Raw genomic sequence first — 24,419 nt, 5'->3', positions numbered from 1 at the left:
AGCGCGGGCTCAGGTCTCGGCCAGCATCTTCACCAGGTTCGGAATCCCGCGGCCCTGCATGTAGCGGTCGCGGCCGATGTCGTTGCAGTGGCTCATCAACACGTCCTTGATCTTGTCGGGGAAGCCGATGTACTCGCGCCGCACCGACAGGAAGCCGGCGATCAAACCGGAAACGTGCGGCGCGGCCATGCTGGTGCCGCTCATCTCCACCATCCAGGTCTTGGGATCGTTGGCCTTGTAGCCGAAGTGGGCAGAGACGATCTTCTCACCCGGCGCGACCACGTCCGGCTTGCAGCGCCCATCAGCCGTCGGGCCTTTCGACGAGAAATACGACACGCCGTAGCTGCGCGGGTTGGTCTTGTGCACCGAGCCGACGGCGATGGCTTCCTCCAGGTTGGCCGGATCGCCGATGGTCATGTCCATGTTGGCCGCCAGCGCCATGCCGTCCTGCTGCACCAGCCAGGCCAGGCCTTCGTTTCCCGCCGCAAGCACCACGACCACGCCCTGGCGCCACAGCCGGCGCAGCTCGTTGCACAGCGGGGTGAAGCCGCAGCCGTAGCTTTCCGCATCGAACCAGCCGCCCAGGCTCAGGTTGACGCCGTGGATCACCAACTGGCCAGCCTCGTCGTTGATCCGCGCCACCTGCTGGATCGCCTTGATGACCCACGAATCGCGGCCATTGCCTTCGTCGTCGAGCACCTTGAAACCATACAGCTGTGCCTGCGGCGCGATCGCGGTGAAGTCCACGCGCGCCTTACCGTCGCCGCCGGGCAGCGGCGCCGCACAATGCCCGGCGATAATCCCGGCCACGTGCGTACCGTGCCCAGCCTTGTCCAGATGGCTGAAGGCGCGCCCATCGCTGCGCTTGAGCTCGCGCGGGCGACCACGCTGCGTGCAGTCCCATTGCGCGATGACAACGTCGCGCACGCCGGCTTCGTAGAAGTGTGGATGGCCGGCGGCGATGCCGGTATCCAGCACCGCCCAGCCGATGCCCTGCCCCAGCGCGTGATACGCATTCTGCGCCGCGTCGGCCTGGATCACCGCGCGCGAGCGATCCAGCAACGCACGCTTGCCGGCGTCGCGCCACAGCCGCTTGAAATTGAGCGCCTGGTACTGGTTGCGCAGCGATTCGATCTCGAAGCGCGTCAACTGCGCCGAGACGAAGCGCTCCATCGAATCTTCCAACACGATCGCCTGGTCCAGCGCCTCGCCGCTCAATCCGGTTTCCGGCGCGGCCAGGTCGCGGATGTAATCCACCAGCGCTGCGCGCGCCTGCGCTGGCGACGTGCCGGCAGGCAATTGGTCCAGTTCGATCAGCACCTCGTGCCGGGTCGCACTGCCATGCGCCTCCATCCGGTCGGACAAGTCTTTGAGCACCACCGTACTGGTCACCGGCTGGTCGAAGCCGGTGCCGACTACCGCGCGCACGTGGCTGCGCACCTGCGCGATCGACAGGTAACCCGAACCCGAATGCGGATTGCGCGGCCCATCGGGATTGATGCCCGGCGCCGTGTAATTGCTGAAGCGGCCGTTGGCGCCTTCGATGTCATCGGTGAGGTCGCCATCCAGCGCCACTGGATCGTAGCGATCGGCCACGTTGTACCAGGCGCGCACGCAAGGCGGGAACGGCAGTTTTTTCTTCTTGATGTCCTGCTTCAACATGCTGCGCACCGCCGGCAGGCCAAGCGGCGAGCCGATGGTCAGCAGCAGCGCCACATCGCAGTCGGCCGCCTTGAGCTTGCGCAGCACCTCGTAAGCGATCATCGAACCCTGGCTGTGGGCCACGACCACGAACGGGCCGCCACCGGCCTTGAGCCGCTCCAGCAGGCTGCGCTCCATCGCCGCGCGTCGGGCCGGCACGAAGAAGAAATCGTGCACGTCCTGCAGCAACGCGGCCGAGACCAGGCGCAGCAGGATCTCGTTCAACCCCGACCACAGGCTGCGCGCGCCGGGTCCTGCCGTCGTCGCCGGCGCTGCGCCGACCTGCACCTGTTCCAGCAGCTCCTCCAGCTTGGCGCGTTCGGCCGGCGTCTCGGCCAGCGCATCGACCAGCGCGTGCAGATCGCCGCCGGCCGGCGCCAGGCCGAAAGTTGACAGCACGCGCTGCTCGGCCTGGCTGATGGTCGGGCCTTCGTCGCGGTCGCTGCAGGTGCCGGCCTCAGGCACCGGATAGCGCTGGCGATCCACCCAATACGCCAGCCGCGTGCGCTCGCCCATCGCCCGGCCGAACAGCGCCTGGTCCCACTGGCAGCGCAACACCTCGGCCGGCGGCTTGTTTCCGATGCCGTGAATGTAGACCACGGTCATGGCCTGCCCCTGCGCGCCGGCCATGTAGCCGCTGTTGGCCAGCGCGTTGACGGCTGCGGGGGCTTCCGCGGCCTTGGCAATGCGGGCGGCGCTCGGTTTGGGGGCCTTCTTGATGGCTTTATTGGCCGACTGTTTGGTCGCTTTCCTGGCGGACTTGGTTGTGGGGGTTGTCGCCTGCGCCGGGCGCTTGCCGGCCTTTGCCCCATCACCCGCCGCGCGGGTCCGCGCCGGTCGTTTGGTCGCCATTTGAGCTCTCCCATCCTGGATGCGTCATCACCAACGCCGCCCCCTGCAGCGTTCGGCCACTGGACCGCAGGCTAACCGCGCTGCGTCGCATGCCTTGTGACAGGGGTCGCGCGCCCCTACACTGGGTGCATCGGGATGATCTTCCGACCTTGTTCGAAACCGGGGGTGCACTGGCTTCGACGGGGGTTGCGAAATTACCTGGTGCATGCCGAGGGGGTAGCTTTCCTCGTAAATCCAGCTGCAAACTTCTAGTTGCCAACGACGACAACTACGGTTCGGACTTCGCTCTCGCCGCCTAAACAGCAGTGTTGAGTTGTAGTTCTACAGCCGCCTAAGGCGAACCCCCGAAACCACTTGTGCCCGTGCTCGTGGATGTAGGGTCATTATCACGGAACCGGCTTTGACGGCTGCCTGTCAGTCATCGCTTAACCAAAACAGGCTGGTCCTGGGGTGCGTTTTGCACACCGTGCTGCCACAGGGCGAGATCCAACGGTGAGCTAAGCATGTAGTACCGGGGATGGAGTGCCTTCGGACGGGGGTTCAATTCCCCCCACCTCCACCAATTGGCCGTCTTGCGACGGCACGGAAAGCCGGAAGCCTGTGATGGGCTTCCGGCTTTTTTGTTGGGCGGTTTTCGCCCCGTCGTCCTTCATTGATGCAGTAGCGGTGGGGGGAAGTGAACCCTCGCCCTGATTCGCCAGCGCGCCATCGAGATACGCAAACACCGCCACGCACGCGCCAGACGCTTCATTGCAGAAATGCGACGTTCGCGACCCACTGAAGCGCCGCGACTTCTCGATCCGGATCACAGAGCGGGCGATCGGGTGTTGACCCACCCGTTGCACCGGGCGATATGTGCTGCACCGCGTGCCACATCGTGTGGCAACACAGGGGCGCGGCAGACGCGTCGTTCCCACCGCAAGAACCGGGCTGCAGACCGGGCCACTTCGATCGCAACACCGCCACCGTGCTCCGCCATTCGCGCGATCGTGCGGGGTAGCGTGCGGCCACCCGACAAGGAGCTCGACCGATGCGAACCTGGACCTGCCTGCTGCTGTTGCTTGCCCTGCCCTTTAGCGCCCACGCGCAGATCGTGGACCTGGACAAGGGCGGCTACGTGCTGACCTACGACTGCGACAACCACACCGCCCTGCGCTACGAGTACACGCTGACCGAAGACAACGGCAGCGAGGCGCGGCCTTCGAGCTTCTATCTGGACCCGGACCTGCCCCAAGGCTGCGAAGGCCAGACCAGCACCGCCTCCTACCAGAGCGAACACGATGGCTATGACCGCGGCCATCTGGTGACGTCCAACCACATGGACTACAGCGCCAGCTACATCCACGAAGCCAACTACATGAGCAACATCGTCCCGCAGGTGTCCGGCTTCAACCAGGGCGTCTGGGTGAAAGCCGAAAACATCGCCGAGTGCTATCGCGACATCGCGCCCGTCACCGTCTATGGCGGGGTGATCTACGACGACACCTCCAACGATTACTTCCAGACCAGCCACGGCATCCGCACGCCGGATTATTTCTGGAAGACCGTGGTCACCACTGATCCGGACACTGACGAAGAAAAGGCGATCAGCTGGCTGATCCCCAACGAAGCCAACTTGGGCAGCCTGGACGACTACATCGTCAGCATCGACGAACTGGAAGCGGATTTCGGCAGTAGCTACGTCGCGATCAACGCCTCGGCCGCGACCAAGGCAATGCGGCCGGACACGACCTGGGTGCAGCCCAGCGGTTGCAACCTTGGCCTGGTGGCCGAAACGCAGGGACCGTAATGCCGGCCGTCATGGACTCACGCGCATGACCGGTTGAATGCACCCCGCGCGGCGCTCCTACGCCGCGCGGTATTGCCTTATCCCTGCCCGTGCGCGCGCAGGGAATCGAGCACTTCGTAGCACGCACCCATGGTGTGGTAATCGGTCTTGCCGGCCGGGCTCTTCTCGTCGCTGTACTTGCGGTTATCCGCATCCAAAATTCGGTACCAGGCGCCGTACTGGTGGTCGATCATGTGCGCCCACGAGAACTGCCACAGCTTGTCGTACCAGGCCCAATAGGCGGCATCGCCCGTCCGCAGCCCCAGCAGGGCCGCCGCCGCCAGGCTCTCGGCCTGCACCCAGAAATACTTGTCGTCATCGCAGACCGAACCATCCGGCGCAAAGCCGTAGTACATGCCGCCACGCGCGTCATCCCAGCTCCGCGCCAGCGCGGTGTCGAACAGGTGGCGCGCCGTGGGCACCAGCCAGTCGACGCTACCGTCCAGCTCACGGTCCAAGATCAGCAGCAGCTTGGTCCATTCGGTCTGATGCCCGGGCTGGAAGCCCCACGGCCGGAACAGGTGCTTGGGATTGTCCTTGTTGTAGTCCCAGTCCACGTTCCAGTCGGTGTCGTAGTGCTCCCACACCAGGCCATCGGCCTTGGCCGCCTGGCGACGGGTCATGTGGTCGGCCAGCAGCAGCGCACGCTCCAGATAGCGGCGCTCGCCGCTGGCCTGGTACGCAGCCAGCATCGCCTCGCACATGTGCATGTTGGCGTTCTGGCCGCGGTAGGTGCTGAAGTTCCACTCGGCGTCGGCCTCGTCGCGGTACAGGTCGGCATCGGCATCCCAGAAGCGCGTTTCCAGCAGCTGCCAGGTTTCATCCATCCACGCGCGCGCATCCTCGACGCCGGCCTTGAGCCCGCACGAATACGCCAGCAGCACGAAGGCCACGCCGTAGCAGTGGTTGGTGGCGTCTTCCACCACGCCATCGCGCAAGGTCCAGGCGTAGCCGCCCGTCTGTGGATTGCGATGGACCTCGCGCAGGTAGCGCAGGCCGTGCAGCACCTTGGCGAAGTATTCCGGGTTCTTGAACTCGCCGAACGCCATTGCGTAGTTGAAGACGAACCGCGTGCTGCTCACCAGATGGCGATGGCCGGCGTCGTAGACCGTGCCGTCGTCCTTGAAATACTGGAAGAACCCACCGCGCGGATCGAGATCGCGCGGATGGTAGAAGGCGAGCGTCTGCGCGATGTGCGCACGCAGGAAGTCGGTGGAACGGAAGTCTGGCTCAGTCGTTGTATTCATTGGATTCCTGGAGCAAGGACAAGACGTCGGCGCGCTGCGGCATGGCAGCAAACGCGCCCTTGCGGGTCACGGCCAGCGCACCGACCGCGGCGCCGAAGCGGACCGCCTGGGTGATGCGCTCGATATCGGCGCAGAAGGCGGGAAAGCCGGCGCCGGCACCGCCCAGTTCGACCAGGTGCAGCAGCAGCCCACCGACGAAGGCATCGCCGGCCGCCGTGGTATCGCGCACCTGCACGGTGAACGGCGCCACCTTGCCGTCGGCATCGCGCGTGGTCCAGACCACGTCGCCACCGCCGTCGGTGACCACCACCAGCTGCGCATGCGCGGCGAGCAGGCGCTGGATGACCGGCGCTTCGTTCTCCGGCGTACCGGCCAGAAACTGCAGCTCCTCGTGCGAGAGCTTGACCAGGTCGGCCAGCTCCAGCGCCTGCCACAGCGTCGGCGTGGGATCGACCTGCGCCGGCCACAGCGCGGGCCGCAGGTTGAGGTCGCAGCTCACCACTGCACCGGCATCGCGCGCACGCTGGGCGCCGACGAAGGTGGCCTGCGCATAGGCCGGATCGGTGAGGCTATTGGAGCAGAAATGGAAGACATCGGCCTGCGCCAGGCAAGCCGCATCGAAATGCTCCTCGCGGAACAGCAGGTCCGCTGCCGGGGGCCGGTAGAAGCTGAAACTGCGCTCGCCGGTTTCATCCAGCGCCACGAACGCCAGCGCGGTCTTGGCCGCGTCGGTGCGCACGGTGTAGCCGACGCCGACACCGGCTTGTGCGAGTGCGTCATGCAGGAAGTCACCGAACATGTCCTGGCCGAGCATGCCGACGAACTCGCTGCGTGCGCCCAGCCGGGCCGTGGCAACCGCGACATTGGCGGGCGCGCCACCAGCGTATTGCTCGAACGCGCGCGCCTGGCCTTCGACCGGCGGCTGGGCCAGCATGTCGATCAGCACTTCACCGAAGCAGACGATGTTCGGCGTCGCGCGCGACAATGGGGAATCACTGGACATCAGGTCTCCATGAGAGGAAGGAAGGTGCACAGGAACGTCGTGCGTCATGGCCATCGGGTTTGGCAACGTGCAGCGCACGGGCCGATCGACGCCATGCCTTCAAGGGCAAACGGACGTTGTAGCAGAACGCGAAGGCTGGGCCACGCTTTCCAACCGTGCGGCGCGCATCACCTGGCATCGGCCCGCCAGCGCAGGTACACGCACATCGCCATGTCGCCGCGCGCGTCATGGCGCGGCGAAACACGGGAAATGGGAGCGCTGGATCGGCAATGTGGTCAAAGGCCCAGATTAGATCGATCTAAATTCTGCCTGATGCGATGTTAAAAGCACCGTGCAGTGCAACATTCGCCCCACACGTCCGGCCACAAGCGTGCGACGCCGAACACGAAAAAGCCGGGGCAAGGCCCCGGCTTCCAACGCCATCACGCCATTGGACTGGCTCAGCGACCGGCCTGCGCCTCGATCTGCCGGACCTGCCCGTCCGAGCGCTGGGCCAGGAAATAGACCCCCAGGCCGACCAGCGCGGTCGCCGCACCGACGTAACCGGTCACGGTCCAGCCCATGCCGGCGCCGATCGCCAGGCCGCCCAGCCACGGCCCCAGCGCGTTGGCCACGTTGAAGGCCGCGTGGTTAGAGGCCGCGGCCAAGGTCTGCGCTTCGGAGGCCACATCCATCAGCCGCGTCTGCAGCGCCGGCGACAAGCCGACCATCGTGCCCACCGCGATCACTGCCGGCAGGATCGTCCACAGCGAGTGGGCGGCCATCGGGAACAGCATCAGCATCACGCACGACCACACCAGCATCACCGCCACCGCGCGGAACTGCAGCTTGTCGAACAGCCAGCCGCCGACCACGTTGCCCAGCATGCCGCCGATGCCGAAGGCCGCCATCGCCATCGGCACCCAGTGCTCGCTCAGGCCGGTGACATGCATCAGGGTCGGCGCCAGGTAGGAGAACACGCAGAACATGCCGGCAAAGCCGATCGCGCCGATCGCCAGCGCGTACCAGACCTGGGCCTGGTTGAACGCGCGCAGCTCGGTCAGCGGATTCTGGCGTGGCTCGTCGGGATCAGGCTTGAGGAAGGCGAACACCAGCACGACGGTCAGCAGTGCGACCAGGCCCACCAGGCCGAAGGCATAGCGCCAGCTCAGCACCTGGCCCAGCCAGGTCGCCAGCGGATTGCCGATCAGCATCGCCACGCTCAGGCCCATCAGCACGCGGCTGACCGCAGCGGCACGGCGATTGGGCGCGCTCATCGAGGCCGCCACCAGCGCGGCCACGCCGAAGTACGCGCCATGCGGCAGCCCGGCGATGAAACGGAACAACAGCGCCATCTGGTAGTTGGGCGCGAACGCGCTGGCCGCATTGCCGGCCGCGTAGAACACCATCAGCAGCAGCAACAGCGAGCGTCGGCGCAGGCGCGCACCGAAGATCGCCAGGGTCGGCGCGCCCACCACCACGCCCAGCGCGTAGGCGCTGATCAGATGGCCGACCTGGGTTTCGGAGATCGCCAGCCCTCGGGCGATGTCGGGCATCAGGCCCATCGAGGCGAACTCGCCGATGCCGATCGCAAAACCGCCCATCGACAGGGCAAACAGCACCAGCGCATACACGCGGCGGGAAACGGCTGGCGCGGTCTGCACGCTGGCGGGCACGGTCGAGTCGACCATGTCATGACATCCTGCAAGGGGGCGGCCCATTATGACGCGGCGCACCATTCAGCCCGAGAGCGAATCCCGCCCTATTTGCCGGAAACACGGCAAGGCCGCGCTTGCCTCAAAAAGAAACGGGCCGCGATGTGCGGCCCGTCCCAGTGATGCCTGGCGGTTGGATCAGCCGCGCGGGACCTGCGACGAGGTCTCCTGCTCGACCGGCAGCACGCGGATCTCGACGCGGCGGTTCTGCGCACGGCCCGCATCGGTGTCGTTGCTGGCGATCGGATAGCGCTTGCCCATGCCGATGATCTCGAAGCGCTGGCGCATCAGGCCCTGTCCGATCAGGTAATCGCCGACCGAATTCGCACGCGCCTCGGACAGCGTCTGGTTGGCCGCATCGCTGCCGACGCTGTCGGTGTGGCCACTGACTTCCACGATCGTCTGGTTGTACTCCTTCAGCGTCGCTGCGACGTTGTTGAGCGCGGGGTAGAACTGTGACTTCAGCGTCGACTTGCCGAAATCGAAGGTCACGCCATCGGGCAGATTGAGCTTGATGACATCGCCATCGCGGCTGACGTTGATGCCGGTGCCAGCGGTCTGGCGACGCAGCTCGGCTTCCTGGCGATCCTGGTAGACGCCCACTGCGCCACCGGCCAGGCCGCCCACGCCGGCGCCGATCAGGGCGCGCTGACGACGCTCGGTGGCGTTGCCGCCGCTGAGCAGGCCGATGGCCGTGCCGATGCCGGCACCGATCAACGCGCCGTTGCGCGTGCGATTGGGATCGTTCGGATCGCTGGTCTGGCCGGTGTAGGTCGCGCAGCCGCTAAGCAGCAGGGTCGACAGCACGCCGCACAGCACGGTGCGCGACAGAAGTTTGTTGGTTTGAAGATGCATGGTTCCTCGCTTCGGGGGTGGCCCCGCGATGTGCAGTGCGAGCAACCTAACGTCACCGTGTGGAAAACGAGATGAATCCGCGCACCGCGTGTCGGCGCATGTTCAGGTGCGCGAACGCGCCACCTTGCAGACCTGTCAGCGTGACTGCGCGTAGGCAGCCAGCGCGGCTTCGCGGCCTTCGGCCAGGTCCACGATCGGCTGGCGCGGATACGACGGCGCCAGCCGCTTGAGCAGCTCCGGCGACTCCCACGGCGCGAAGCGCGCCTTGAGCGGCAGCGCTTCCAGCTCAGGCACCCAGCGGGTGATGTAGCGCGCCTGCGGATCGAACTTCTGCGCCTGCGTCACCGGGTTGAACACGCGGAAATACGGCGCCGCATCGGCGCCGGTGCCGCCGATCCACTGCCAGCCCAGCGTGTTGTTCGGCAGGTCCGCATCGACCAGCGTGTCCCAGAACCAGCGCGCCCCTTCCAGCCAGTGCATGCGCAGGTGCTTGGTCAGGTAGCTGCCCACGATCATGCGCACGCGGTTGTGCATCACGCCGGTGTGCCACAGCTCGCGCATGCCGGCATCGACGATGGGCACGCCGGTCATGCCGCGCTGCCAGGCCTGCAGCTTCGACGGTGTGGCCGGCGCCCACTTGAACCCATCGAAGCGCGGATTGAGGTTCTCGTCGGTCGTGTGCGGGAAGTGATGCAGCAGGTGGTAGGCGAACTCGCGCCACACCAGCTGGCGGATGAAACCATCGATGTCCGTATCGAGCTTGGCGCTGCGCTCGGCTTCCAGCGTGGCGATCACCCGCCACGGCGCGATCTCGCCGAAGTGCAGGTGCGGCGAGAGCTGCGAGGTGCTGGTGCGATCGGGCAGGTCGCGCTGCTCCAGGTACCCGTGCAGCGCGCCGTCGATGAAAACCTCCAGCGCTTCGCGCGCCCCGGCCTCGCCTGGCACCCATTGCTCCCAGAACCCCTTGTCCCAATCGAGCTTGGGCGACAGCCCGAGCGCATCGACGCCATCGCTGTGGAGCGTCGAAGACACGCCCGGCAGCGATGTCGGCGCGTCCTGCAGCGCACGCTGCGGCAGCGCCGTCATCACGTTGCGGTAGTACGGCGTAAAGACCTTGTACGGCCCGCCGGTCTTGGTCTGCACGTCCCAGGGCTCGACCAGCAGCGCGGCGTTGCAGCTGCGCACCTCGAAGTCCTGTTCCTTGAGCGCCTTCTTGATCGCTGCATCGCGCGGCTGCGTCGCCGGCTCGTACTTGCGATTCCAGAACAGCGCCTGCGCCCCGCTCTGCGCGATCAACTCCTGCAGCACCGCGGCGCTGTCACCCTGGCGCACGACCAGGCGCGAGCCGCGTGCGTGCAGGTCCTGGCTCAGCGCCTTGAGCGAACGATGCCGCCACGCATTGGACGCGCCGCCGGGCGCCCAACGCCCTTCTTCATGCGGCGCGTGGATATAGACCGGGATCGGGTCGAACCCCGCATCCAGCGCCGCGTGCAGCGCAGGATTGTCGGCCAGGCGGAGATCACGGCGGAACCAGACAAGCGCGGCGGGCATACGGGCATTCGACGATCAGATCGGGCGCCCATGATGCCTGCGCGTCAGGCCGATGCCGGTGAAAGCGCCACCTGTTGCGACGCGCCCGGCGCGCAGCTCACGCGATGGCCGCGCGACCGCCCAGCAGGCGCGCCGGCAGCATCAGCACGGCCCGCAGGAAAGCGAACACGGCGGAAAACGTGATGCCCAGCAATCGGAACGGCAGGCTCAACAGCCACACCAACGGCCAGGCCACCAAGGCCAGGAGCGCCAGCGGCCAGCACAGGACAAACAGCAGGCACCACGCCAGCAGCACGAACAGGGTCGTCATGTCAGCTTCCTTCGACAGCGAGACGCCGCCTTTCCCACACAGCGTTACGTAGCGCTGCGGCCTTCGCAACCGCGATGCGATGAAACTGCCGATGCGGCGACGAAACCACGCCAGCCCGGACCGAAGCGCCCCGCCCGGGCGCGAACCGCCTTACTCGAAAGAACCCACCGAATCATGTGAGAGATTGTCGAAGCGCGTGTATTCGCCGAAGAACTTCAGCTTGCAAGAGCCGGTCGGGCCACCACGGTGCTTGCCGATGATGATCTCGGCCAGGCCCTTGTCCGGCGAATTTTCCTTGTTGTAGTAATCGTCGCGGTAGATGAAGACGATCATGTCCGCGTCCTGCTCGATTGCGCCGGATTCGCGTAAGTCGGCCATGACCGGGCGCTTGTCGGTTCGCGTTTCCAGCGAGCGGTTGAGCTGGGACAGCGCGATCACCGGCACGTTGAGTTCCTTGGCCAGGCCCTTGAGCGAACGGCTGATCTCGGAGATTTCGGTCGCGCGGTTTTCGCTGTTGCCCGGCACGCTCATCAGCTGCAGGTAGTCGATCACGATCAGGCCCAGGTCGTGCTCGCGCTTGAGGCGGCGGCACTTGGAGCGCAGCACTTCTGGCGACAGGCCGGGCGTGTCGTCGATGAAGATCTTGGTTTCCTTGAGCATCCGGATCGCGGAAGTGACGCGGCTCCAGTCCTCGTCTTCCAGCTGGCCGCTGCGCAGCCGCGTGGCGTTGATGCGACCGTTGGAGGAAATCAGGCGCAGCGCCAGCTGCGAGGACGACATTTCCATCGAAAACACCGCCACGGCCTTCTTCGACTTGATCGCGGCGAACTCGGCGATGTTCAACGCGAAGGTCGTCTTGCCCATCGCCGGACGCGCGGCCAGGATGATCAGGTCAGTCGGCTGCAGGCCGGCGGTCATGCCGTCGAATTCGGTGTAGCCGGTCGGCAGTCCGGTGATGTTGCCGCCGTTGTTGAAACGGTCCTGCAGCAACGAGAACGCGTCCTTCAAAGCGTTGGGCATCGCCACGAAATCGGTGCGGCCGCGCGACCCGGCCTCGGCGATGGCGAACACCTTCTGCTCGGCGTTGGCCAGCAGTTCGGAGCTTTCACGGCCCTCGGGCTGGAAGCCGTTGTTGACGATCTCGGTACCGACGTCGATCAGCTGCCGCATGACGGCTTTGTCGCGCACGATCTCGGCGTAGGCGCTGATGTTGGCCGCCGACGGCGTCGAGCTGGCCAGTTCGATCAGGTAGGCACCGCCGGCGATCATGTCCGACTGGCCCTGGCCGTCGAACCACTCGCCCAGCGTCACCGCGTCGTAAGGGCGGCTGCGCTCGGCCAGCTCGGTGATCGCGCGATAGATCAGCTGATGGTCGCGGCGATAGAAGTCGTCCGGATTGAGCTTGTCGTTGACCTTGTCGTAGGCGTCGGTGACCAGCATCAGGCCACCCAGCACCGCCTGCTCGGCTTCGATCGAATGCGGCGGCATGCGCAACTGCTCGATCCGCGAATCGCTGGGATCGTTGCGGAAATCGCGATCTCGGTCGCGGTCGCGATCACGTTCGCGGCGGGGAGCAGGCATGGTCGACTCTCAGGAAAAACGGCGGGCGCGCGGGCACGGTTGCATGGTAGTCACCCCGCCGCGCGGCCGGTATGGATAAAGCTGTGGATAAGCGGTGCGCAAGGTGTGCAACACCGGCGTCGCAGGCCCTGCGACAGGCACGCAAGGATCCGGCAGACAAAATAAAACGGGCGCCTTGCGGCGCCCGTCCGGTCGCAACCTTCAGCCTGAAGATCAGGCTTCGGCGACGACGATCACCTTGACGGTGATTTCGACGTCGGCGTGCAGCTTCAGCAGCACGTCGTATTCGCCGATGTTGCGGAACGCGCCATCGGTGAGGATGACTTCGCTCTTTTCCAGCGGCTTACCGGCGGCGGTGAAGGCGTCGGCGATTTCGCGCGCGCCCACCGAACCGAACAGCTTGCCTTCGGTCGAAGCATTGGCTGCCACGGTGACGCTGGCGTCTTCGAACTTGGCGGCGCGGCCGGAGGCCTCGTCGTGCACGGCCTTGGCCTTGGCTTCGTAGTCAGCGCGCTTGGCTTCGAACTCGGCCACGTTGGCGGCGGTCGCCGGCACGGCCTTGCCCTGCGGCACCAGGTAGTTGCGGCCGTAGCCCGGCTTGACGTTGACCTGGTCGCCCAGGACGCCGAGGTTGGTCACTTTCTGCAGGAGGATCAGCTTCATTTTCTTTAAGTTCCGTATTCGTTAGCAGCGCGAAAGCGCACTGCAACTGGTGCTGTCCGAATGGACGGTGGAACCTGCAATCGATCCCGGAGCTGCGCACGCAGAAGCGAGCGCAGCGCCAGGACGGGCGATTACACGTCGTGGTTGTCGGTGTACGGGATCAGGGCCAGGAAACGGGCGCGCTTGACGGCCGTCTGCAGCTGGCGCTGGTAGCGCGCCTTGGTGCCGGTGACGCGGCTCGGGACGATCTTGCCGGTCTCGGTCAGGTACTGGCGCAGGGTGTTGAGATCCTTGTAATCGATCTCCTTCACACCTTCGGCGGTGAACTTGCAGAACTTGCGGCGACGGAAGAACTTGGACATGTCAGTAATCCTTAGGCGGCTTCGGAGGCGTCGGAATCGTCGTCGGACTTGGCGGTGTCGCCTTCGTCGTCACGACGGCGGCGTTCGCCGCGCTCGGGCTTGTCGCCCTTCTCGTCCTTGCTCTTCATGATGATCGACATCTCGGTGTCGGCCACGTCGCCATCGCGCTTCATGATCAGGTGACGCAGGATGGCGTCATTGAAGCGGAAGGTCTCGGTCAGCTCGGCCAGGGTGGCCTGGTCGACTTCGACGTTCAGCAGGACGTAGTGGGCCTTGACCAGGTTCTGGATCGGATAGGCCAGCTGACGGCGGCCCCAGTCTTCCAGACGCACGATCTTGCCGTTGTTGCTCTCGATGATGCCCTTGTAGCGCTCGACCATGGCCGGCACCTGCTCGCTCTGGTCCGGGTGGACCAGGAACACGATTTCGTAGAAACGCATGTTGTATTTCCTTTCGGATGAAGGCGGTTTCCGCATGGAATCCGCCGGACAGCCCCCCGCTTGGATGCGGTGGAGCAAGGGACCCAACAGCCAGACAGGCCCGCAGGGAGCAGGAAATTATGTCAGGCCAAGGAGTTGCGTGCAATCGGGCAACCCAGAGCACGCCAGACAGGCCACCGGCCGCGTCGCAGGCGGCGCCAAATCCCAGGCCAATCGCCCGGACACCGGCGCGCCAGCGCCGGCGGGACCGCTCTCAGGCTGCGTCAGCCGAGGTCGTGAAGCTCTCGCCGCAGCCGCACTCGGCGGTGGCGTTGGGGTTGTTGAACAGGAAGGTCTCACCCAGGCCCTGCTTGCCGAAGTCGATCTCGGTGCCGTCCACCAAGGCCAGGCTGTCGGCGTCAACGTAAATCCTGACGCCCTGGTCTTCGAACACCGTGTCGCCGGCGCGCTCGTCGCGGGCCAGATCGGTCACATGACCCCAGCCCGAGCAGCCGGTGCGGGTCACGCCAAAGCGCAGGCCCAACGCGCCGGGCGTGGACTGGACGAAGCGCTGCACGCGCTGGTGGGCGATGGACGTGAGGGTGATGGCCATGGTGGTGCCTTCAATAATGCCTAGAGGCCGATTATAGGGCCGCGGGCCGATCCGGGCCGCTCCATCAGGTGAACGGAGCGTGCCCGCTGCGCAGCCAACCGGTAGACTTGCGCGTTCCTTTAGATCGCGCCGAACAGGCCAGGATTCAAGACATGACGGTGGTGAGCGTCGAACATGCGCTGGCGGGCAAGTTCCCGGCCGGCGGCGAAGTGACGGTCCGCGGCTGGGTGCGCACCCGGCGCGACTCCAAGGCAGGCCTGTCTTTCGTCAACGTCAGTGACGGTTCGTGCTTCGCGCCCATCCAGGTGGTCGCCCCCAATACCCTGTCCAATTACGAATCCGAGGTGAAGCACCTCACCGCCGGCTGCGCCGTGGTCGCAACCGGCACCCTGGTCGCCTCTCAGGGCCAGGGCCAGAGCTTCGAGATCCAGGCCTCCTCGGTCGAGGTGGTCGGCTGGGTCGAAGACCCGGAAACCTACCCGATCCAGCCCAAGGCGCACTCGCTGGAGTTCCTGCGCGAAGTGGCCCACCTGCGCCCGCGCACTAACCTGTTCGGCGCGACGACCCGCATCCGCAACTGCCTGGCACAGGCGGTGCACCGCTATTTCCACCACAACGGCTTCAACTGGATCTCCACCCCGATCATCACCACCTCCGATGCCGAAGGCGCCGGCCAGATGTTCCGCGTGTCTACGCTGGACATGGCCAACCTGCCCCGCAACGCCAAGGGTGAGGTGGATTTCGGCCGCGACTTCTTCGGCAAGGAAACGTTCCTGACCGTGTCTGGCCAGCTCAATGTCGAGGCCTACTGCCTGGCCCTGAGCAAGGTCTACACCTTCGGCCCGACCTTCCGCGCCGAGAACTCCAACACCACCCGCCACCTGGCCGAATTCTGGATGATCGAACCGGAAGTGGCCTTCAACGACCTGGCCGCCAATGCGGACCTGGCCGAGGACTTCCTGAAGTACCTGTTCAAGGCGGTGCTCGACGAGCGCGCCGACGACCTGGCCTTCATCGCCGAGCGCGTGGACAAGACCGCGGTCACCAAGCTGGAAGCCTTCATCAACGCGCCGTTCGAGCGCATCGACTACACCGATGCGATCAAGCTGCTGCAGGACGCGAAGAAGAAGTTCGATTTCCCGGTCGAATGGGGCCTGGACCTGCAGACCGAGCACGAGCGCTGGCTGACCGAGGAACACGTCGGCCGCCCGGTGGTGGTGACCAACTACCCCGAGCACATCAAGGCCTTCTACATGCGCCTGAACGACGACGGCAAGACCGTTGCGGCGATGGACGTGCTGGCCCCGGGCATCGGCGAGATCATCGGCGGCAGCCAGCGCGAAGAGCGCCTGGATGTGCTGGACGCGCGCATGGGCCAGTTCGGCCTGGATCCGGCGCACTACGGCTGGTACCGCGATTTCCGCCGCTACGGCACGGTACCGCACGCCGGCTTTGGCCTCGGCTTCGAGCGCCTGGTGGTGTACGTGTGCGGCCTGAGCAACATCCGCGACGCGATCCCCTACCCGCGCGCGCCGGGCACGGCGGAGTTCTGATGAGCGCCGAACTGGTCGTGCAGTCGGTGACCTTCCTGGTCGGCGCCGGTGCGTTCGGCTTCGGCCTGGTCGGCATCGGGCGCAGCCTCAAGCTGCAGCAGTTGCTGGTGCGCAAGCAGCAGCAAGGCGTGGATGCGAAGCGACTGAAGACCGACCCGGACGTCAGCGCGGCCATGCGCCGGCTGCGCATGCCGCTGGTCTGGGCCACGGTGCTGGCGGTGTGTTCGGTCGCCGCGCCGTCGGTGGCGCGCCTGATCCTGGCGTGATCCTGTTCTTCGCCCTGCTGTTCGTGGCCTCGGCAATCGCCGGGTTCTGCGCGTTCGTGATCTTCTGGCCGCTGACGCTGATCCACGTGCGCGACCGCCACCCGGACCTCGGCGAGCGCTTCGGCCCGGGCGCCTTCATGCAACCCGCCGCGCTGGCCTGGCTGATGCGCGGCGACTACCGCAGCACGGGCGACCGCTCGCTCAGCGGCCTGGCCACGCCCGCACGGATTTCCGTGCTGGTGATCCTGGCCGGACTGGGCATGGCCGGCCTGCTGTGGCTTGTTTTCGAGATCCTGAAATGAACGACACAACACATACCCAATGGTGGCTGGCCAGCCTCGGACTGACCCTGATCTGGGCGCGCCTGCGCATCAAGGACGCCGGTACTGCCGAAGTCCTGGATAGCGATGGCAACACGCTGGCCTACGACAGCGAGGACAGCGCCCGCGCGGCGCTGTTCGACGCCGAGTTCGTTGCCTACGACGGCCTGGACGAGGAAGACGCGCTGCGCCGCGGCTTCTCGCTGCATGAAGTGGTGCCGCCTTACGCCGAAGACGATGCCGCGCTGCGCCCGCTGATGGTGCAGTCGCTGGGCCAGCGCGCCTGAGCCCACGGTGTACCTGCCGCGCGCCTTCGCTGAAGACGACCTGGCCCGGCTCGATGCGCTGATCGCGCGCGATCCGTTCATCACCCTGGTCACGGTTGCGGCTGATGGCAGCCCGCAGGTCAACCACCTGCCGGTGCTCTACACGCGCGACGGCGAGGGCATCCTGCTCGAAGGCCACTGGGCCAAGCCCAATCCGCAGGCGCGCCATGTTGGCGAGGCGTTGGCCGTGGTCCACGGGCCGCACGCCTACGTGTCGCCATCGGCCTATCCGGACAAGGAAGCCGCCGCGCGCGTGCCGACCTGGAACTACGCCGTCGCGCATTTGCACGGCACGCTGGAGGCCTTCGACGACACCGCCGCGCTGGCCGACCTGGTCCAGCGCCTGAGCGTGCACTTCGAAACCTCGGTCGGCCGCGACTGGCGTTTCGAACCCGAGCGCGACGATCACCTGCGCCAGCTGCGTGGCATCGTGGGCTTTCGCCTTCGGGTCACGCGCACGATCCTCAAGTTCAAGCTCAGCCAGAACCATCCGGCTGCCAACATCACGGCGGTGGCTGAGGATCTTGAAACCCGCAACGAGCCAGAGGCCAGCGCGGTTGCCGCGCTGATGCGCGCCCCCTCGCAACCATCCTGACCGCCGCGCGCATTGCGCACCCGCGCCTGCTGCGTTATCCAGACGGTCCTGTTTCGCAACACGGACTGTCTTCATGGATCTCGATCTCTCCGGCAAGCACGCCTTGGTGTGCGGCGCCTCCGACGGCATCGGCAAGGCCGCGGCCATCGAACTGGCACTGCTCGGCGCCGATGTCACCGTGCTCGCAAGGCGCGAAGCCGCGCTGCAACAGGTGGTGGCCGAGTTACCGGTGGTGCGCGAAGGCCAGGTGCACGGCTGGCGCGTCGGCGACGACGGCCAGACGCAGGCGCTGTCCGACACCGTTACCGCGCTGGCGGCCGAGCGCCCGATCCACATCCTGGTCAACAACGGCGGCGGCCCGCCCGGCGGCACCGCGGCCGAGGCCGAACTGGACGCCTATCTCACCGCTTTTCGCCATCACCTCCTGGCCAACCAGACGCGCGTGCAGGCGGTGCTGCCCGGGATGCGCGCCGCCGGTTGGGGCCGCATCGTCAATGTCGTCTCGACCTCGGTGTACGAGCCGATCCCCAACCTGGGCGTGTCCAACACCACGCGCGGCGCCGTGGCCGGCTGGGCCAAGACGCTCTCGCGCGAACTCGGCCCCAGCAACATCACCATCAACAACGTGCTGCCCGGCTTCACCCGCACCGCACGCATGGACCACATCATCGCCGACCGCATCCAGGCCAACGGCGGCACCGCCGAGACCGCAGTCGAAGCCATCGCCGCCAACATCCCGCTGCGCCGCGTCGCCGAAGCGGCCGAAGTCGCCGCCGCCATCGCCTTCCTCGCCAGCCCCGCCGCCGGCTACATCACCGGCATCAGCCTGGCCGTGGACGGCGGGCGGATGCAGTCAATCTGATCGCCCTCGACGCGGCAGCCACATCACGCGTGATCGAATACGCCCATGCCTGAAGGTCCCGAAATCCGCCGTGCCGCCGATCGCCTGTTTGAGGCGGTCGGCAATCAGCCGCTGGAGCAGGTCTGGTTCTATCCGCCGGCCCTGAAAGGTAAGGCCAAGGGATTGCTCGGCCGGCGGATCATCGCTATCGACACACATGGCAAGGCGATGCTGACGCGGTTCGACAATGGCACCACGCTGTACACGCACAACCAGCTCTACGGCGTGTGGATGATTGCCAAGTCCGGCGAACGGCCGGAGACTACGCGCAGCCTGCGGGTGGCGCTGGAGACCGAAACCGCCGCGATCCTGCTGTATTCGGCCTCGGATATCGCGCTGTGGAAGAACGAGGACCTGGCCACGCATCCGTTCCTGTCCAAACTCGGGCCGGATGTACTGGACAAGCAGTTGACTGCTGCGGCGGTCGCCAAGCGCCTGCAGGAGCCGCGTTTTGCCCGGATGTCGCTGGCCGCGCTGCTGCTGGACCAGAGCTTCCTGGCCGGGATGGGCAATTACCTGCGCTCGGAAGTGCTGTTCGAGGCCGGCATCGCGCCGACCCGCGATGCGGCCGGGCTCAACCCGGACGAACGCAAGCTGCTCGCCAAGGCCCTGCTGGACGTGCCGCGTCGCAGCTATCGCAGTCGCGGCATCCGCAAGGCCGGCGGCATGCGCGCCGAATACATCACCGACACGGCCGAGGGCTTTGCGTTCAAGGTGTTCGACTTGGCCGGCGAGCCCTGCCCCGACTGCGGCACCACGATCCGCCGCCGCGAACTGGCCGGCCGGCGGCTCTACGATTGCCCGCATTGCCAGCGCTGAGAGCGCTGTAAGCCACTGTGGGAGCCGTTTCAGCGGCGATGACCCACGACCGGGACAGCCTCATCGCCGCTGAAGCGGCTCCCACAAACAGCGGCGTCTGCGCCGGGTTCAGCACACGCAATCCCGCCCCGGCCTTGACGCTTCTGCGATAATCGACGGCATGAGCGAACTCGACGATCTGCTGCGCAATAACCGGGACTGGGCGGACAAGGTCTGCCAGGACGACCCGAGCTTCTTCGAACGGCTGTCCAAGCAGCAATCCCCACGCTATCTGTGGATTGGCTGTTCGGACTCGCGCGTGCCGGCCAACCAGATCCTGGGCCTGGACCCGGGTGAGGTGTTCGTGCACCGCAACGTGGCCAACGTGGTGGTGCACAGCGACCTCAACTGCCTCTCTGCCGTGCAGTTCTCGGTGGACGTGCTGAAGGTCGAGCACATCCTGATCGTCGGTCACTACGGCTGCGGCGGCGTGCACGCCAGCATGACCGGCATGCGTCTGGGGCTGGTCGACAACTGGCTGCGCCATGTCGGCGATGTCTGCGGCAAGCACGCCGATCGCCTGGCCAAGGTCGAGAACGACGCCCTGCGCCATGCGCGCCTGTGCGAACTCAACGTGATCGAGCAGGTCGCCAACCTGTGCCACACCACGGTGATGCAGGATGCCTGGGCACGCGGCCAGAAGGTCGCCGTGCACGGCTGGTGCTACAGCCTGTCCGATGGCCGCGTGCGCGAGTTGGGCATGGATGTCGCCGGCCCGGAACAGCTGCAGCCGGCCTACGAGCGCGCCCTGGCCTCGATGCCGGTGGCCGGCAAGCGCGACGAATAACACGCGCATTCCAGGCGTCGCCCACGTTCCCGGGAGGAACCCCATGCTGCCCGCTCCGCTCAACCTGCAGGCCTGGATCGAGGAACACCGGCACCTGCTCAAGCCGCCGGTGGGCAACAAGGTGATCTACGCCGGCGACTTCATCGTGATGGTCGTCGGCGGTCCGAACATCCGCACCGACTACCACTGGGATGAGGGCCCGGAGTGGTTCTACCAGCTGGAAGGCCAGATGGTGCTGAAGATCCAGGAGGACGGCGCCGCGCGCGACATCCCGATCAGCGCCGGCGAGATCTTCCTGCTGCCGCCGCGCGTGCCGCATTCGCCGCAGCGCATGGAAGGCTCGGTCGGACTGGTGGTCGAACGCCGCCGCCTGCCGCACGAGGACGACGGCCTGATGTGGTTCTGCGAAGCCTGCAACCACAAGCTCTACGAAGAGTTCTTCCACCTGCGCAACATCGAGACCGATTTCCCGCCGGTGTTCGACCGCTTCTACGCCTCGCTGGAGCATCGCACCTGCACGGCCTGCGGCCACGTCAATCCGGCGCCCGACCGCTACGTGATGCCGGATACCTGAGCACGGACCAGACGTGCTGCGCGCCCTGCTCCGCCTGAAACCCCGCGACATCCCGGTGCGGGTGGCGCTGCGCAATTCCTTCGCGGTATTCGCACCACTCGCCGTCGGCGTGTGGATGGATGCGCCGACGATTGGCTTGGGCATGGCCATCGGCGCGCTGCAGACCATGTTCGCCGACCAGCCCGGCGCCTACGCGCTGCGGATGCGGCGGATGCTGCTGACTGCGTTGATCGCGGGCCTGTCGGCCGGCATCGGCATCCTGGTCGGCCAGCACACGGCGGTGCTGGTGGTGGCGGTGTTCGTGTTCGGCTTCGCCGGCGGATTGGTGGTGTCGCTGGGGCCGCTGGCCGCGCGCAATGGCCTGGCCAGCATGATCCTGCTGATGGTCTGCGCCAACATGGGCGTCGCCCCCGCGCAGGCGCCGGGCGTGGCCGCGCTGATCTTCGCCGGCGGCCTGCTGCAGATGCTGATGGCGGTGGCCGCCTGGCCGCTGCAGCGCTACCGGCCCGAGCGCTTCGCCCTGGCCACGATCCTGCAGCAGCTGGCGATCACCGCGCGCACGCGCCCCGATGCCAGCCAGCCGTCGCCGACGATGCAGGCCGCGCAGGACACGCTGCTGCTGTTGCACGGCCAGCACCACACCCGCGGCGTGGCGCTGCAGTCGTTCCGGATCATGGCCGAGGTCTGCGAGCGTGTGCGCATCGACCTGCTGGCTCTGGCCGACGTGCATGCCCGCCTCGAAGACGCCAAGGCGCGCGAGCTGATCGAGACCCTGCTCAAGCAGGCCGCGTTGGTGCTGGATCACCTCTCGGGCGCGATGCGCGAAGCCACCGCACCGACCCGCGCCGAAGACGACGTGGCCAAACTGCAGGCGCTGGGACCCGCGTTCGAAGCCGCGCGTGTTAATGCGGAAAGAACCCGCGACCAGCGTTTATTGCGCCTGGCCACCGGCCGCGCGGCCGGGCTCGCCGGCCAGCTGCGTGCGCTGGTGCGCAACGGTTACTGGGCCAGCAGCGCCGGCCAGATCAAGGCGCAGCAGGCCGAGTCGCGCCTGCCGCCGGCGCTGCGCCCCAATTCGCCGTGGATCACGCTCAAGTCCAACCTCAAGCTGTCTTCAGTGGCGTTTCGTCATGCCCTGCGCTGTGGCACCAGCCTGGTAATCGCGCTGCTGCTGGAGCGCACCCTGCAGCTACCGCACGGCACCTGGATCCCGATGACCACCGCGATCGTGCTCAAGCCCGATTTCGGCGGCACCTTGAGCTTCGGCGCCGGGCGCGTGGCCGGCACGCTGGCGGGGCTGCTGGTCGGCACCGCGCTGATCCATTACGCGATGGACGGCACCGTGGTGCGGCTGTTGCTGCTGTGGCTGTTCTGCTTCGGCTTCCGCCTGACCGCGCAGATGAACTACGGTCTGGGCGTGGCCCTGCTGACCGGCATGCTGGTGATGCTGCTGTCCTTCGAGGGCTACGCGCCGGGCGAGGCGCTCAGCGCCCGCGTGGTCGCCACGTTGATCGGCAGCGCGCTGGCGATGCTGGCCTACGCCGCCTGGCCGACGTGGGAAGGCAAGCGCACCCGCAGCGCCTTCGCCACACTGCTGGAAGCCGATCAGCGCCACCTCACCGCGCTGTTGGCCGGCCGCGTGGATGTGCTGGACGAAACCCGCAGCGCCGCCCGCGCCGCGCGCACCAACGTGCAGGCCTCGATCGACCGGCTCAAGGCCGAGCCGCGCCGCAAGGGCAACCGCGCCGAGGCCGAACTGACCGAATCGCTGCTGGCCAACGCCACCCGCCTGATGCGCGCGCCGCTCACGCTTGAAGCGCAGCTGCGCGAAGGCGCGAGCCTGCCCGACCTGCCGGCCCTGGCCGACTTCAGCGCGGCGGTCGATGCGGCCTTGGGCGCGCAGGTGCGCCTGCTGCGCGGCACCGGCAAGTTCTCCGAAATCCCGGCGCTGCGCCCGCACGAGCGCAAGCTCGCTGAAAGCGTCCCGCACGAGCACGACGTGGCCTTCGCCCTGCTCGATGCCAGCGACCGCATCGCCGACAGCCTCGACACGCTGACCCATCTCCTGCGCCGCGGCGGCGCGCAGGGAAACAAGACCGCCACCACGGTGGCCACTCCCGTGCCCGGGTAGACTGCGGCGCGGCGCCAATGACATCTGGCACGCTCCGTGCGTGCCGTTCATCGCACACCCTTGGCGCTGCGCCCCACCGGGCCTGCGTTTCCCCGCCTTCGACACCGCACCAAGACGCCCGCACCAATGAACGACGCGCTTTCCCGCACCTACGCCATCGCCCTGGATGCCGCCGACCCGCTGCGCAGCTTCCGTAACGAATTCCTGCTACCCAAGCACAAGAACGTCGACCAGGCGTACTTCTGCGGCAATTCGCTGGGCCTGCAGCCGCGCGGCGCGCGCAAGGCCGTCGAGCAGGTGCTGGACAAGTGGGCGCACGAGGCAGTGGAAGGCCACTTCCGCGGCCAGGCGCAGTGGATGACCTACCACGAACAGGTGCGCGAGCCGCTGGCGCGGATCGTCGGCGCGCTGCCGGGCGAAGTGGTGGCGATGAACACGCTGACCGCCAACCTGCATTTCATGATGGTCAGCTTCTACCGCCCCACGTCACAGCGACCCGCGATCCTGATGGAAGCAGGCGCGTTCCCGTCCGACCGCCACGCGGTGGAATCGCAGATCCGCTTCCACGGCTTCAACCCCGACACCGACCTGATCGAAGTCGAGCCCGACGAGGCCGAAGGCACGATCTCGATGGCCGCCATCGAACGCGCCATCGCCCAGCACGGTCACCGCGTCGCACTGGTGCTGTGGCCCGGCCTCCAGTACCGCACCGGCCAGGCCTTCGACCTGGCTGAAATCGCACGCCTGGCGCATGCGGCCGGGGCGATGGTGGGCTTCGACCTGGCCCACGCCGTGGGCAACCTGCCGCTGGCCCTGCACGACGCCGATGCGGATTTTGCCGTGTGGTGCCATTACAAGTACCTCAACGCCGGCCCCGGCGCGGTTGCCGGTGCCTTTGTGCATCAGCGCCACGCGCAGGCCGACCTGCCGCGCTTTGCCGGCTGGTGGGGCCACGAGAAGGAAACCCGCTTCCTGATGGCGCCCGAGTTCAAGCCCACGCCCGGCGCCGAAGGCTGGCAGCTGAGCAACCCGCCGGTGCTCGCGCTCGCGCCGCTGCTGGCGTCGCTGGAACTGGTCGACAAGGCCGGCGGCATGGCCGCGCTGCGCACCAAGTCGGAAAAGCTCACCAGCTTCCTGGAAGAGCTGATCGAAGCGCGCCTGCTGGACACGCTGGAGATCATCACCCCGGCCGAGCCCGAGCGCCGCGGCTGCCAGCTCTCGCTGCGCGTGGCCGGCGGCCGCGAGCAGGGCCGCGAGCTGTTCGATTACCTGGTGTCGGTGGGTGTGCTCGGCGACTGGCGCGAGCCCGACGTGATCCGCATCTCGCCGGTGCCGCTCTACAACAGCTTCAAGGACATCTACCGCTTCGTGGAAGAAGTGGAGATGTGGCGCGGCGTCTGAGCCCTTCTCGCGATCGCGCTAAACCGGG

General features: G+C 66.7%; 24 protein-coding genes and 1 other RNA gene. 13 read left to right on the top strand and 12 right to left on the bottom strand.

The features are described from left to right. Positions 1-9: 9 nt before the first annotated feature. Positions 10-2,331 carry a S8 family serine peptidase gene (locus tag BMZ17_RS06535; protein WP_093138081.1) on the bottom strand — a complete coding sequence of 774 codons (2,322 nt, stop codon included), beginning with the start codon at positions 2,329-2,331 and terminating at the stop codon, positions 10-12. Between the two features lie 383 nt (positions 2,332-2,714). Here BMZ17_RS06535 and ssrA point away from each other — a divergent pair. Then, positions 2,715-3,115: a transfer-messenger RNA gene (gene ssrA / locus BMZ17_RS06530) on the top strand. Between the two features lie 468 nt (positions 3,116-3,583). Further along, positions 3,584-4,342: a DNA/RNA non-specific endonuclease gene (locus BMZ17_RS06525; RefSeq protein ID WP_093137351.1), complete on the top strand. Its 759-nt coding sequence runs from the start codon at positions 3,584-3,586 to the stop codon at positions 4,340-4,342. A 77-nt stretch (positions 4,343-4,419) separates the two neighbouring features. On the opposite strand, the gene BMZ17_RS06520 is transcribed toward BMZ17_RS06525, so the two are convergent. The 11 genes from BMZ17_RS06520 to BMZ17_RS06470 all read right to left on the bottom strand — a co-directional run bounded on the left by BMZ17_RS06520 (position 4,420) and on the right by BMZ17_RS06470 (position 14,679). Beyond that, complete coding sequence (locus tag BMZ17_RS06520; RefSeq protein WP_093137348.1) at positions 4,420-5,628, bottom strand: AGE family epimerase/isomerase; 1,209 nt, start codon at positions 5,626-5,628, stop codon at positions 4,420-4,422. Continuing rightward, positions 5,612-6,631 carry a carbohydrate kinase family protein gene (locus BMZ17_RS06515; RefSeq protein WP_093137346.1) on the bottom strand — a complete coding sequence of 340 codons (1,020 nt, stop codon included), beginning with the start codon at positions 6,629-6,631 and terminating at the stop codon, positions 5,612-5,614. Before BMZ17_RS06515 ends, BMZ17_RS06520 begins: the two co-directional genes overlap by 17 nt. A 440-nt stretch (positions 6,632-7,071) precedes the next feature. Continuing rightward, positions 7,072-8,301, bottom strand: a complete 1,230-nt coding sequence (locus BMZ17_RS06510) for an MFS transporter (RefSeq protein WP_093137344.1) — start codon at positions 8,299-8,301, stop codon at positions 7,072-7,074. Between the two features lie 162 nt (positions 8,302-8,463). Next, positions 8,464-9,180 carry a YiaD family glycine zipper/OmpA-like lipoprotein gene (locus BMZ17_RS06505; protein WP_093137342.1) on the bottom strand — a complete coding sequence of 239 codons (717 nt, stop codon included), beginning with the start codon at positions 9,178-9,180 and terminating at the stop codon, positions 8,464-8,466. A 135-nt stretch (positions 9,181-9,315) separates the two neighbouring features. Continuing rightward, positions 9,316-10,731, bottom strand: coding sequence for a cryptochrome/photolyase family protein (locus BMZ17_RS06500; protein WP_093137340.1), 1,416 nt, complete (start codon positions 10,729-10,731; stop codon positions 9,316-9,318). 97 nt (positions 10,732-10,828) lie between these two features. Continuing rightward, a complete protein-coding gene (locus BMZ17_RS06495) occupies positions 10,829-11,041 on the bottom strand; it encodes a hypothetical protein (protein WP_093137338.1) in 213 nt (70 codons plus the stop codon). A gap of 150 nt (positions 11,042-11,191) precedes the next feature. Further along, the gene (locus BMZ17_RS06490) at positions 11,192-12,622 is read right to left on the bottom strand and encodes a replicative DNA helicase (RefSeq protein WP_093137336.1); all 1,431 of its coding nucleotides are present in this window, start codon (positions 12,620-12,622) and stop codon (positions 11,192-11,194) included. Between the two features lie 213 nt (positions 12,623-12,835). After that, positions 12,836-13,285: a 50S ribosomal protein L9 gene (gene rplI, locus BMZ17_RS06485; protein WP_093137334.1), complete on the bottom strand. Its 450-nt coding sequence runs from the start codon at positions 13,283-13,285 to the stop codon at positions 12,836-12,838. A gap of 131 nt (positions 13,286-13,416) precedes the next feature. After that, positions 13,417-13,647 carry a 30S ribosomal protein S18 gene (gene rpsR / locus BMZ17_RS06480; RefSeq protein ID WP_093137332.1) on the bottom strand — a complete coding sequence of 77 codons (231 nt, stop codon included), beginning with the start codon at positions 13,645-13,647 and terminating at the stop codon, positions 13,417-13,419. Between the two features lie 11 nt (positions 13,648-13,658). Then, entirely contained in the window at positions 13,659-14,087 is a 429-nt protein-coding gene (rpsF, locus tag BMZ17_RS06475; RefSeq protein WP_093137330.1) for a 30S ribosomal protein S6, read from the bottom strand. Positions 14,088-14,340: 253 nt separating this feature from the next. After that, positions 14,341-14,679: a HesB/IscA family protein gene (locus tag BMZ17_RS06470; RefSeq protein WP_093137328.1), complete on the bottom strand. Its 339-nt coding sequence runs from the start codon at positions 14,677-14,679 to the stop codon at positions 14,341-14,343. A gap of 152 nt (positions 14,680-14,831) precedes the next feature. On the opposite strand from BMZ17_RS06470, the gene asnS reads away from it, so the two are divergent. From asnS to kynU, 11 genes are all read left to right on the top strand, one after another. Then, positions 14,832-16,232: an asparagine--tRNA ligase gene (gene asnS, locus BMZ17_RS06465; protein ID WP_093137326.1), complete on the top strand. Its 1,401-nt coding sequence runs from the start codon at positions 14,832-14,834 to the stop codon at positions 16,230-16,232. After that, entirely contained in the window at positions 16,232-16,498 is a 267-nt protein-coding gene (locus tag BMZ17_RS06460; protein WP_093137324.1) for a hypothetical protein, read from the top strand. The genes asnS and BMZ17_RS06460 overlap by 1 nt, the downstream gene beginning before the upstream one ends. Continuing rightward, positions 16,495-16,800 carry a hypothetical protein gene (locus BMZ17_RS06455; protein WP_093138080.1) on the top strand — a complete coding sequence of 102 codons (306 nt, stop codon included), beginning with the start codon at positions 16,495-16,497 and terminating at the stop codon, positions 16,798-16,800. The genes BMZ17_RS06460 and BMZ17_RS06455 overlap by 4 nt, the downstream gene beginning before the upstream one ends. Beyond that, positions 16,797-17,105, top strand: a complete 309-nt coding sequence (locus BMZ17_RS06450) for a hypothetical protein (RefSeq protein ID WP_093137322.1) — start codon at positions 16,797-16,799, stop codon at positions 17,103-17,105. Before BMZ17_RS06455 ends, BMZ17_RS06450 begins: the two co-directional genes overlap by 4 nt. Positions 17,106-17,112: 7 nt before the next feature. Next, positions 17,113-17,739, top strand: coding sequence for an FMN-binding negative transcriptional regulator (locus BMZ17_RS06445; protein WP_093137320.1), 627 nt, complete (start codon positions 17,113-17,115; stop codon positions 17,737-17,739). Between the two features lie 73 nt (positions 17,740-17,812). Beyond that, positions 17,813-18,601 carry an SDR family oxidoreductase gene (locus BMZ17_RS06440; RefSeq protein ID WP_093137318.1) on the top strand — a complete coding sequence of 263 codons (789 nt, stop codon included), beginning with the start codon at positions 17,813-17,815 and terminating at the stop codon, positions 18,599-18,601. A 45-nt stretch (positions 18,602-18,646) separates the two neighbouring features. Then, positions 18,647-19,459: an endonuclease VIII gene (gene nei, locus BMZ17_RS06435; RefSeq protein WP_093137316.1), complete on the top strand. Its 813-nt coding sequence runs from the start codon at positions 18,647-18,649 to the stop codon at positions 19,457-19,459. A gap of 160 nt (positions 19,460-19,619) precedes the next feature. Beyond that, positions 19,620-20,285, top strand: coding sequence for a carbonate dehydratase (gene can / locus BMZ17_RS06430; protein ID WP_093137313.1), 666 nt, complete (start codon positions 19,620-19,622; stop codon positions 20,283-20,285). A gap of 43 nt (positions 20,286-20,328) precedes the next feature. Then, the gene (locus BMZ17_RS06425) at positions 20,329-20,859 is read left to right on the top strand and encodes a 3-hydroxyanthranilate 3,4-dioxygenase (protein ID WP_093137311.1); all 531 of its coding nucleotides are present in this window, start codon (positions 20,329-20,331) and stop codon (positions 20,857-20,859) included. Between the two features lie 13 nt (positions 20,860-20,872). Continuing rightward, a complete protein-coding gene (locus BMZ17_RS06420; RefSeq protein ID WP_254775192.1) occupies positions 20,873-22,990 on the top strand; it encodes an FUSC family protein in 2,118 nt (705 codons plus the stop codon). A gap of 126 nt (positions 22,991-23,116) precedes the next feature. Continuing rightward, on the top strand, positions 23,117-24,391 hold the full coding sequence (kynU, locus tag BMZ17_RS06415; protein WP_093137307.1) for a kynureninase: 1,275 nt from the start codon (positions 23,117-23,119) through the stop codon (positions 24,389-24,391). Positions 24,392-24,419 lie beyond the last annotated feature (28 nt).

It is taken from the genome of Pseudoxanthomonas sp. GM95 (genome assembly GCF_900109775.1).
Classification (GTDB): domain Bacteria; phylum Pseudomonadota; class Gammaproteobacteria; order Xanthomonadales; family Xanthomonadaceae; genus Pseudoxanthomonas_A.
Note: the sequence above shows the minus strand (reverse complement) of the source record. Positions and strands in the feature narration are given on the sequence as shown.

Bases quoted from the DNA above. Each gene is read 5' to 3' on its own strand.
- BMZ17_RS06535 (WP_093138081.1), bottom strand. From the start codon at position 2,331: ATGGCCGGCGCGCAGGGGCAGGCCATGACCGTGGTCTACATTCACGGC.
- BMZ17_RS06525 (WP_093137351.1), top strand. From the start codon at position 3,584: ATGCGAACCTGGACCTGCCTGCTGCTGTTGCTTGCCCTGCCCTTTAGC.
- BMZ17_RS06520 (WP_093137348.1), bottom strand. From the start codon at position 5,628: ATGAATACAACGACTGAGCCAGACTTCCGTTCCACCGACTTCCTGCGT.
- BMZ17_RS06515 (WP_093137346.1), bottom strand. From the start codon at position 6,631: ATGTCCAGTGATTCCCCATTGTCGCGCGCGACGCCGAACATCGTCTGC.
- BMZ17_RS06510 (WP_093137344.1), bottom strand. From the start codon at position 8,301: ATGGTCGACTCGACCGTGCCCGCCAGCGTGCAGACCGCGCCAGCCGTT.
- BMZ17_RS06505 (WP_093137342.1), bottom strand. From the start codon at position 9,180: ATGCATCTTCAAACCAACAAACTTCTGTCGCGCACCGTGCTGTGCGGC.
- BMZ17_RS06500 (WP_093137340.1), bottom strand. From the start codon at position 10,731: ATGCCCGCCGCGCTTGTCTGGTTCCGCCGTGATCTCCGCCTGGCCGAC.
- BMZ17_RS06495 (WP_093137338.1), bottom strand. From the start codon at position 11,041: ATGACGACCCTGTTCGTGCTGCTGGCGTGGTGCCTGCTGTTTGTCCTG.
- BMZ17_RS06490 (WP_093137336.1), bottom strand. From the start codon at position 12,622: ATGCCTGCTCCCCGCCGCGAACGTGATCGCGACCGCGACCGAGATCGC.
- rplI (WP_093137334.1), bottom strand. From the start codon at position 13,285: ATGAAGCTGATCCTCCTGCAGAAAGTGACCAACCTCGGCGTCCTGGGC.
- rpsR (WP_093137332.1), bottom strand. From the start codon at position 13,647: ATGTCCAAGTTCTTCCGTCGCCGCAAGTTCTGCAAGTTCACCGCCGAA.
- rpsF (WP_093137330.1), bottom strand. From the start codon at position 14,087: ATGCGTTTCTACGAAATCGTGTTCCTGGTCCACCCGGACCAGAGCGAG.
- BMZ17_RS06470 (WP_093137328.1), bottom strand. From the start codon at position 14,679: ATGGCCATCACCCTCACGTCCATCGCCCACCAGCGCGTGCAGCGCTTC.
- asnS (WP_093137326.1), top strand. From the start codon at position 14,832: ATGACGGTGGTGAGCGTCGAACATGCGCTGGCGGGCAAGTTCCCGGCC.
- BMZ17_RS06460 (WP_093137324.1), top strand. From the start codon at position 16,232: ATGAGCGCCGAACTGGTCGTGCAGTCGGTGACCTTCCTGGTCGGCGCC.
- BMZ17_RS06450 (WP_093137322.1), top strand. From the start codon at position 16,797: ATGAACGACACAACACATACCCAATGGTGGCTGGCCAGCCTCGGACTG.
- BMZ17_RS06440 (WP_093137318.1), top strand. From the start codon at position 17,813: ATGGATCTCGATCTCTCCGGCAAGCACGCCTTGGTGTGCGGCGCCTCC.
- nei (WP_093137316.1), top strand. From the start codon at position 18,647: ATGCCTGAAGGTCCCGAAATCCGCCGTGCCGCCGATCGCCTGTTTGAG.
- can (WP_093137313.1), top strand. From the start codon at position 19,620: ATGAGCGAACTCGACGATCTGCTGCGCAATAACCGGGACTGGGCGGAC.
- BMZ17_RS06425 (WP_093137311.1), top strand. From the start codon at position 20,329: ATGCTGCCCGCTCCGCTCAACCTGCAGGCCTGGATCGAGGAACACCGG.
- kynU (WP_093137307.1), top strand. From the start codon at position 23,117: ATGAACGACGCGCTTTCCCGCACCTACGCCATCGCCCTGGATGCCGCC.